Source organism: Rugamonas fusca, assembly GCF_014042365.1.
GTDB lineage: Bacteria > Pseudomonadota > Gammaproteobacteria > Burkholderiales > Burkholderiaceae_D > Rugamonas > Rugamonas fusca.
This window is the reverse complement of the sequence record NZ_JACEZS010000005.1, coordinates 221,096-229,194: the sequence shown is the minus strand read 5'-3', so window position 1 is coordinate 229,194 and position 8,099 is coordinate 221,096. Positions and strand designations below refer to the sequence as shown.

Here is an 8,099-nt window from a genome sequence, read left to right as displayed (position 1 = left end):
GGCATTTCAATGTCGAGCGGATGGCCAAAGCCACCGCTGACCCCGTGAGCCACACCCCCGTCATCGGCTAGATTACACCTCCAACGTCAGGGATGTCGCCCCCTTACAAATCCGATGATAGACCCCGGTGTTTTTTTACAGCTCGGCCAGCGCCTTGACGTGTGCAGCGACGCTGCGGCCCAGCGCCGACAGGTTGTAGCCGCCTTCCAGCGTACTGACGATGCGCCCGCCCGCGTACTGGCGCGCCACCTCCATCATCTGCTGCGTCATCCACGCGTAGTCCGCCTCCACCAGCGCCATGCCGCCCAGGTCATCCTCGCGGTGAGCGTCAAAGCCGGCCGATATGAAGATCATCTCGGGCTGGAACGCGTGCAGGGCCGGTAGCCACTGTTCCGTCACCAGCTTGCGGATCACATCACCGCCCGAGCGGGCCGGCACCGGCACGTTGATGCAGGTGGGCGTGATCGGTTCCGGTTCCGTATAGGGATAGAACGGGTGCTGGAAGAAGCTGGCCATCAGCACGCGCGGGTCGCGCGCGAACGATTCGGCCGTGCCATTGCCGTGGTGGACGTCGAAGTCGACGATGGCCACCCGCTTCAGCCCGCGCACGTCGAGCGCGTGGCGGGCCGCGATGGCGATGTTATTGAACAGGCAAAAGCCCATCGGTTCGGTGGGGCGCGCGTGGTGGCCGGGCGGGCGGATGGCGCAGAAAGCGTTACTGATCTCGCCGTCGATCACGGCGTCCGTCGCGGCCACGGCGGCGCCGGCGGCGCGCAAGGCGGCCTGCCAGCTCCACGCGTTGAGCAGGGTGTCGCCATCGATCGGGTAGCACTCCCCGCCTTCGGGTGGCACGTTGTCACGCACCATGGCGATGGCGTTGGGACTGTGGTTGCGTTCCAGGTCGGCCACCTGCGCCAGCGGCGCCTCGCGGTGCTCGACCAGGTCATGCAACTGCGCGCTGATCAGCTGGTCGGCGATTGCCTGCAGCCGGGCCGGCGATTCGGGGTGCCAGTCGCCCATGTTGTGGCGCTGGCAATCGGGATGGCTGTAAATTGCTGTACTCATGTGTCTCGCTTCCGCCGTCATCATTATGTATCCCACGCGCGGGTTCTCGCATAGAATCTGATGATCGTCTGGTTCTCTTGATCTGGCATGTTAAAAATTACACGCATGGCGCTAGCCTACCACGCCGCCGCATTTCGCGGAGGCGCCAATGCGGACCAACCAACCGGCACAGGATGGCGCCATGTACTCTAAACTGCACGCGGTGGCCCGCCAGGTGGGCCAGATCGTCGTCGGCAAGGACTTGCAGGTGCGGCAGGCCCTCACCTGCCTGCTGGCCGGCGGCCACCTGCTGATCGAGGACGTGCCCGGCGTGGGCAAGACCACGCTGGCCCATGCGCTGGCCATCTCGCTGGGCCTGCGCTTCAACCGGATCCAGTTCACCAGCGACCTACTGCCGGCCGACGTGGCCGGCATCTCCATCTACGAGCGCGAGAAGAACGCCTTCGTGTTCCATCCCGGCCCCATCTTCACCCAGGTGCTGCTGGCCGACGAGATCAATCGCGCCACGCCCAAGACCCAGTCCGGCCTGCTGGAGGCGATGGAGGAGCGCCAGGTGACGGCCGATGGCGTCACGCGCCCGCTGCCGGAACCGTTCTTCGTGATCGCCACCCAGAATCCCCTCCACCAGGTGGGCACGTTCCCGCTGCCCGAGTCGCAGCTGGACCGCTTCCTCATGTGTTTGTCGCTCGGTTATCCGGATGCGGCGGCGGAACGGGCGCTGCTCATGGGCGAGGACCGACGCGTACTGCTCAAGTCCCTGCCGGCGGCCATGACGCCCGAGGAACTGGCGGCGGCCCAGCGAGGCCTGCGCCAGATCCACGCCGCGCCCGCGCTGATCGACTACGTGCAGGCGCTGGCCGCCGCCTCGCGCCAGAGCGGCGCGTTCGCCGAGGGCATGAGCCCGCGCGCGGCCATCGCCCTGCTGCAGGCGGCGCGCGCCTGGGCCGCGCTGGAGGGACGCGACCATGTGCTGCCGGAAGACGTGCAGGCTGTGCTGGTGCCCGTGTGCGCACACCGGCTGCGGCCCCTGAAATCAGCCCACGGCGTGGCGCTGGCCAGCCGCGAGCTGGTGCTGCAGTTGCAGCAGTCAGTGCCGGTCTAGCCGCGTTCGCGCCCGCCTGATGTTCCCCGCCATGTTCGCCGCGCCGTGCCGCTGGTATCGCAAGATGGCCAACCAGTGGCTGTTCCAGCTGCGCGAGCGCGAGCCGGGCACGGTGGTGCTGGTGATGCGGCGCGTGTTCATCGTGCCGGCCGGGCCGGGGCTGGCGTACACGGGCCTGCTGCTGGTGATGCTGGTCGGCGCCCTCAATTACAACCTCGGACTGGGCTTCGCGCTGACCTTCTTCGCCGGCGCCTGCGCCGTGGCCGACATGGTCTTAACCGCCAAGAATCTGGCCGGGCTGCATCTGGCGCCGGGCCGGGTGCAGCCCGTGTTCGCTGGCCATGAGGCGCGCTTTGAACTGCGGCTGCACAATCCCGATGGCCCCGACCGTTACGCCGTCTGGCTCGGCTTCCAGCAGGACGGCGAACCACGCCACGTGGCCGACGTGCCGGCCGGCGGCAACGCGCTGGCCGTGCTGTCGTGCGCCACGGCGCAACGGGGCTGGCTGGAGGCGCCCCGCATCCGCCTGCTCACGCGCTATCCGCTCGGCCTGTTCCGGGCCTGGGCCTACTGGAAGCCGGACCTGCGGGCGCTGGTCTATCCCTGTCCGGAGCCGGACGCGCCGCCACTGCCCATGCAGGGCGCGGCCAGCGAGGAAGGCCATGGCCAGGTGGGGCTGGACAATTTCGCCGGCATCCGCAGCTACCAGCCGGGCGACCCGATGCGCCACCTGGCGTGGCGCCAGATCGCGCGCCATGACCCGTCCCTGGGCGGCCAGCTGGTGACCAAGCATTTCGACGGCGGCGCCGTGGCCGAGCTGTGCCTCGATTTCGCCCAGCTGCCGCTGTGGATGGACCGGGAACTCAAGCTGTCGCGCCTGACCAGCTGGGTGCTGGAAGCGGAGCGGCGCGCCCTGCCCTACGCATTCCGACTCGGTCCGCACCAGTTCGAGGCGGCGCTGGGCGACGCCCACCGCGCCGCCTGCCTGCAGGCGCTGGCCCTGTACGGCGCGGAGCGGCAGCCATGACAAGCGCCGCCGGCCGCTGGCAGCGCCTGGCCCAGCGCCTGCCGCGCGACAAGGCCGACACCCTGCTGCTCCTGGGCGCGGCCGTGATGGTGCTGGCGCCCCACTTCGCCCACCTGCCGCTGTGGACCAGCGCCGCCGTCTGCGCCACGCTGCTGTGGCGCACCGCCATCACGTGGCTGGGCAAGCGCATGCCGCCCTTGTGGCTGCTGCTGCCGCTGTCGATGCTGGCCATGGCCGGCGTCTATCACTCATTCCACACGCTGCTGGGGCGCGACGCCGGGGTGGCCATGCTGGCGCTGCTGCTGGCCTTCAAGCTGCTGGAAATGCACGCGCGGCGCGACCTGTTCGTGGTCATCTTCCTGAGCCTGTTCCTGCTGCTGACCACCTTCTTCTACAGCCAGACCATGCTCACGGCGCTGTCCATGCTGGCCACGCTGGCCGTGCTGCTGACGGCCCAGCTCACGTTCCAGTACAGCGGCGCCGTGCCGCCGCTGACCCGGCGCCTGCGCACGGCTGGCCACATCATGCTGCTGGCCGCGCCGCTGGCGCTGCTGCTGTTCGTCGCCTTCCCCCGCATCCAGGGGCCGCTGTGGGGCTTGCCCGGCGACGCGCGCGCGGGGCGCAGCGGCATGTCCGACAGCATGGCGCCCGGTAACGTGTCCAGCCTGGCCATGTCGGACGAGGTGGCGTTCCGGGTGCGCTTCCTCGATCCGCGGCCAGACCAGCAGCAACTGTACTGGCGCGGCATCGTGCTGGGCGACTATGACGGCCGCACCTGGACCCGCGTGCCGCGCCGGCGCGGCACGCGGCACGACGTGCAAGTGCAGGCGCGCGGCCCGGCTGTGCGCCATCAAATCACGCTGGAGCCGACCGGCAAGCGCTGGCTGTTCGCGCTGGAATTGACGGAGCCGGACCTTGACCTGCCCGGCTACCTGGCCGCCAGTTCCGGGCAGGCGGAATATTTTGCCACCACCCCGATCAACGAACGGCTGCGCTACGACGCCGTGGCCCATCTCGATTACCGCATCGAGGCCAACGCGCCGCCGCCGGACCTGGCCCGCTGGCTGGCGCTGCCGGCCGGTTTCAACCCGCGCACGCTGGCCCTGGCCGCCACCTTGCGCCAGCCGCAGCCGGCCGATTCCGTGCGGGCCGTGCTCGCCCTGTTCCGCAATGAAAAGTTCTTCTACACGCTGCAACCGCCGCTGCTGGGCCGCGACGCCGTCGACCGGTTCCTGTTCGATACCCGCTCCGGCTTTTGCGAACACTACGCGGGCGCCTTCGTGGTGCTGATGCGCGCCATGCAGGTGCCGGCGCGCGTGGTCACCGGCTACCAGGGCGGCGAATACAATCCGGTGGATGGCTACGTGACGGTGCGCCAGTCCGACGCCCACGCCTGGGCCGAAGTGTGGCTGGACGGCCAGGGCTGGCGCCGGGTGGACCCGACGGCCGCCGTGGCGCCCGAGCGCATTGCGCACAACCTGGCACGCGCCCTGCCCCAGAACACCTTATTTGGCCTCGGTCCCTTGCTGGCGTTGCAGAACGACCCCACCTCATGGTTGGCCCGTTTGCGTTTTACGATGGCAGCGATGAATAATGCTTGGAATCAATGGGTCCTGGATTACAATCCAGACAGGCAGCGAAGTTTCCTTGAAGAATTAAGCGCGGCCCTGTTCCAGTGGCGCAGCATGGCCGGCCTGGCACTGGCGACGGCCTTGGCCCTGTTACTGCGCCAGCGCGGCCTGCGGCGCCGGGAAGACCCGCTGGAACGCCTGTACCAGGCATTTAGCCGGCAACAGGCCCGCCATGGTTACGCGCGCCGCCCCGATGAAGGGCCGATGGCCTACGCGGCGCGGCTGCGCGCCATGCCGGCCAGCAAGGAGAAACATGCTGCCATGGACGAATTTTTGACGATGGTTGGCGCGCTCCGATATGGCCGCGCCAGTCCCGCGACCCAAGCGGCGTCGCTGCAGACGCTGCACACCCTGTTACCCAAATGCCGATGAACATCATGCCGTCCCTCCACCGATCCCCCGCCCGCTGGATGTTGGCCCTGCTGCTGGCGGCCGCGCCGCTGGCCCAGGCCGCCGTCGATCCTTATGGTTACAAGCTGCCGCCCAGCCAGCGCCACAAGAAGGCCAAAGTGGTCAAGAAGAAAGGTCCGCCCCCCATCGACTACGTGGGCGAATTCGTCAACTTCGGCGAATGGAAGGATGTGCGCGCCTTCCTCGACGACCTGGCCACGCGAGACGGCTTCGACCGCGCCGCGCTCGATACCTTGATGAGCCAGGTGCACTACGTGGACGCGGCCGTGCAACTGATCAAGCCGGCGCCACCGGGCAAGCCCAAGAACTGGCAAGCGTACAGCAAGCTGTTCATCGATCCGGTGCGCATCGACGCCGGCGTGAAATTCTGGAACGAGAACCAGGACGCGCTGGCGCGGGCCGAGGCGCTGTATGGCGTGCCGGCCGAAATCCTGGTCGGCATCATCGGCGTGGAAACCGTGTATGGCCGCAATACGGGCCGCTTCCGCGTACTCGACGCGCTCACCACGCTGGCGTTCTCGTATCCGGAAGCGCCGGCCCGTGACGAGCGCATGGCCTTCTTCCGCAGCGAGCTCGAAGCGACCTTGCTGTTTGCGCGCCAGAACGGCATCGATCCATTGTCGCTGCGCGGCTCGTACGCGGGCGCCGTCGGCATGCCGCAATTCATGCCCAGCAGCATAGTCAAGTATGCCGTCGATTTCGACGGCAACGGCAAGGTCGATCTGCTCGGCTCGAGCAGCGACGCCATCGGCAGCGTGGCCGCCTTCCTGACGGCGCACGGCTGGCGGCGCGACGATCCGGGCCCGCTCGTGTACGCGGCCGAGGTGTCGCCCAACCGGGCCTGGGAAGGCATGATCAACCAGGGGCTGGCGGCGAAATTTCCGGCCCAGGACTTGACGGCGGCCGGTGTCAGCACCACATCAGCATTGCCATCGGGCATGGTCTTTGGCCTGGTGGACTTGCAGAACGGCGCCGATCCCACGGAGTACTGGGTGGCGACCAATAATTTCTATGCCATCACGCAGTACAACCGCAGCTATTTCTATGCGATGTCGGTGGTGGAACTGGGGCGGGCCGTGCGCCTGTCCCGCGGCGGCGCAATGTAAGGAAGCGTAAAGACAGTTGAACTGTGATCTTGCTCGCAGTATCTTGTAATTAACACTAGGAAACTGCCATTTTGTGCCGCATGGAAAGTGCATTTCGTGCGGCAACAAATAAAAATTGCCTTATAATCAACTTTGACGATACAATTGAATTGAGGCACAAGCAGCTTAACACACGAGAAGGTGTATAATTCTCACACAATGTTGCAGCGGGACAACAATAACCTATGGCAATGCATTTTTATTGTTGCTTTTGAGCATAGAAAAGCGCGCTGTTGTACAATTGTGTATATATTATGAAACTTGTTATACCGGAATCCCCGTGTGTGAATTCGTTCCTTGGTGAAGGATGAACAGTAACGCAGCAAGAGCGAGCTCCGAGTGTGTTTTACTTTGCAGGACTACTTTCAGAAGGAACAAACATCATCATGACAAACCAAGTCGGCATCGATATGAATAACGATTCGGAAGGCGATGATCTGCTGCAGTACAACCCGAACCGTCTGCTGGATACGCTGATCGAAAATCTGCGCCTGAAGAACGACGCAGCCCTGTCGCGCGCGCTGGAAGTGGCGCCGCCGGTGATCAGCAAGATTCGTCACCACCGTCTGCCGGTCGGCGCTTCGCTGCTGATCCGCATGCACGAGGTGAGCGATCTGAGTATCCGTGACCTGCGCTACTTGATGGGCGACCGCCGCAACAAGTTCCGCATCAGCGACAAACAGTTCAAGCCTAAAGAAGGCGAATCGGGCGGCGGCAACAACAACCAGGGCTGATCGCAGCCTCTGGTTGTATTGTCACCGTAGGCGTCCCCTCCCCTCGCGCGGGGGCGAGGGCAGGAGTTGTTGTCGTCAGGCCGGGAACACGCCTGTCGACAGATAGCGGTCGCCGCGGTCGCACACGATGAACACGATGGTGGCGTTTTCCACCGTTTGAGAGATCCGCAACGCGATCTCGCAGGCACCGGCTGCCGAAATCCCGCAGAATATGCCTTCCTCCGCCGCCAGGCGGCGCGCCATGCGCTCAGCCGCGGCTTGCGTCACATACTCGATCTGATCGACCCGCGACTTGTCGTAGATTTTCGGCAGATAGGCTTCCGGCCATTTGCGGATGCCGGGGATTTGCGAACCTTCCTCCGGCTGCGCGCCGATGATGCGCACCTCCGGGTTCTGCTCCTTCAGGTAGTGCGACACGCCCATGATGGTGCCCGTGGTGCCCATGGCGCTCACGAAATGGGTGACCTGGCCGTTGGTGTCGCGCCAGATTTCCGGGCCCGTGCCTTCGTAGTGGGCGCGCGAATTGTCGAAGTTGCCGAACTGGTCCAGGATGACCCCCTTGCCATCCTTTTGCATCTGCTCGGCCAGGTCGCGCGCGTATTCCATGCCGCCCGTCTTGGGCGTGAGCAGGATCTGGGCGCCGTAGGCGGCCATGCTCTGGCGCCGTTCCAGGCTCAGGTTTTCCGGCATCAGCAACAGCATCTTGTAGCCGCGCAGCGCGGCCGCCATGGCCAGCGCGATGCCCGTGTTGCCACTGGTCGCTTCGATCAGCGTGTCGCCCGGCTTGATCTGGCCCCGCTCCTCGGCGTGCAGCAGCATGGACATGGCGGCCCGGTCCTTGACGGAGCCGGCCGGGTTGTTGCCTTCCAGTTTGCCGAGAATGATGTTGTTACGTGCCGCCGCGTCCGCACCGGGAATGCGCGTGAGCTGCACCAGCGGCGTGTTGCCGATCGTGTCTGCCAGAGTCTTGTAAGCCATCGTCTT

7 protein-coding genes are annotated in these 8,099 nt (G+C 65.8%); 5 read left to right on the top strand and 2 right to left on the bottom strand.

Annotated features, from left to right (window positions below; all coding sequences use genetic code 11):
• Positions 1-135: 135 nt before the first annotated feature.
• Positions 136-1,065 (bottom strand): histone deacetylase family protein, encoded by a 930-nt coding sequence (locus H3H36_RS08600; RefSeq protein WP_182216260.1) that lies wholly within the window; start codon positions 1,063-1,065, stop codon positions 136-138.
• A 181-nt stretch (positions 1,066-1,246) separates the two neighbouring features.
• On the opposite strand from H3H36_RS08600, the gene H3H36_RS08590 reads away from it, so the two are divergent.
• The 5 genes from H3H36_RS08590 to H3H36_RS08570 all read left to right on the top strand — a co-directional run bounded on the left by H3H36_RS08590 (position 1,247) and on the right by H3H36_RS08570 (position 7,115).
• Complete coding sequence (locus H3H36_RS08590) at positions 1,247-2,167, top strand: AAA family ATPase (RefSeq protein ID WP_182216255.1); 921 nt, start codon at positions 1,247-1,249, stop codon at positions 2,165-2,167.
• A gap of 19 nt (positions 2,168-2,186) precedes the next feature.
• On the top strand, positions 2,187-3,194 hold the full coding sequence (locus tag H3H36_RS08585) for a DUF58 domain-containing protein (RefSeq protein ID WP_229219815.1): 1,008 nt from the start codon (positions 2,187-2,189) through the stop codon (positions 3,192-3,194).
• On the top strand, positions 3,191-5,197 hold the full coding sequence (locus H3H36_RS08580; RefSeq protein ID WP_182216253.1) for a transglutaminase TgpA family protein: 2,007 nt from the start codon (positions 3,191-3,193) through the stop codon (positions 5,195-5,197). Before H3H36_RS08585 ends, H3H36_RS08580 begins: the two co-directional genes overlap by 4 nt.
• A 5-nt stretch (positions 5,198-5,202) precedes the next feature.
• Positions 5,203-6,342: a lytic murein transglycosylase B gene (mltB, locus tag H3H36_RS08575; RefSeq protein WP_182216251.1), complete on the top strand. Its 1,140-nt coding sequence runs from the start codon at positions 5,203-5,205 to the stop codon at positions 6,340-6,342.
• Positions 6,343-6,767: 425 nt separating this feature from the next.
• Positions 6,768-7,115 (top strand): hypothetical protein, encoded by a 348-nt coding sequence (locus H3H36_RS08570; RefSeq protein WP_182161342.1) that lies wholly within the window; start codon positions 6,768-6,770, stop codon positions 7,113-7,115.
• Positions 7,116-7,190: 75 nt separating this feature from the next.
• Here the strand turns inward: H3H36_RS08570 and cysM are convergent, their stop codons facing one another.
• Positions 7,191-8,093: a cysteine synthase CysM gene (cysM, locus tag H3H36_RS08565; protein ID WP_182161340.1), complete on the bottom strand. Its 903-nt coding sequence runs from the start codon at positions 8,091-8,093 to the stop codon at positions 7,191-7,193.
• Positions 8,094-8,099 lie beyond the last annotated feature (6 nt).